This window comes from Shewanella sp. M16 (assembly GCF_018224605.1).
GTDB classification, from domain to species: Bacteria; Pseudomonadota; Gammaproteobacteria; order Enterobacterales; family Shewanellaceae; genus Shewanella; species Shewanella oncorhynchi.
In genome coordinates, this window is record NZ_JAGTUL010000115.1 from 1 (window position 1) to 459 (window position 459).

A 459-nucleotide genomic window follows, 5' to 3' on the forward strand; every position below is an offset into this window, starting at 1 on the left:
CATCTGCACCATGGCATCCTTCTTGGCTGACATGGCAAGGCCGTCCGCGTACTGGTAGGACTCCATGGTGATCGCCTCTATGCTCCAGTCCGCGTAGCCGGGCTCGCGCTGCTGGATGAAGTAGGCGTTCTCCGCGAAGCGGGCCGAATCCATGATCACCGGAATGTCGTATTTGCGGGCGATGGCATAGACCGCCTTCAGGTTGGCGATGGAGACCGGCTGGCCGCCGGCGGAGTTGCAGGTGATGGTGCTGACGATGTAGGGCACGTTGGCTGGGCCCGCCTCCAGGATGGCCTCCTCCAGCTTGACCAGATCGAAGTTGCCCTTGAAGTCGGCGGTGACCGAGGTGTCGAACGCCTCCTTGGTGTAGACGTTCTTGGCGACGCAGCAGTTGATCTGGGTGTGACCCTGGGTGGTGTCGAAGAAGTAGTTCTGTCTCTTATACACATCTCCGAGCCC

General features: G+C 60.6%; 1 protein-coding gene. It reads right to left on the bottom strand.

The genetic code is table 11. The features are described from left to right. On the bottom strand, positions 1-459 hold a 459-nt coding region (locus KFE26_RS23650), incomplete at both ends, for a beta-eliminating lyase-related protein (RefSeq protein ID WP_249195904.1).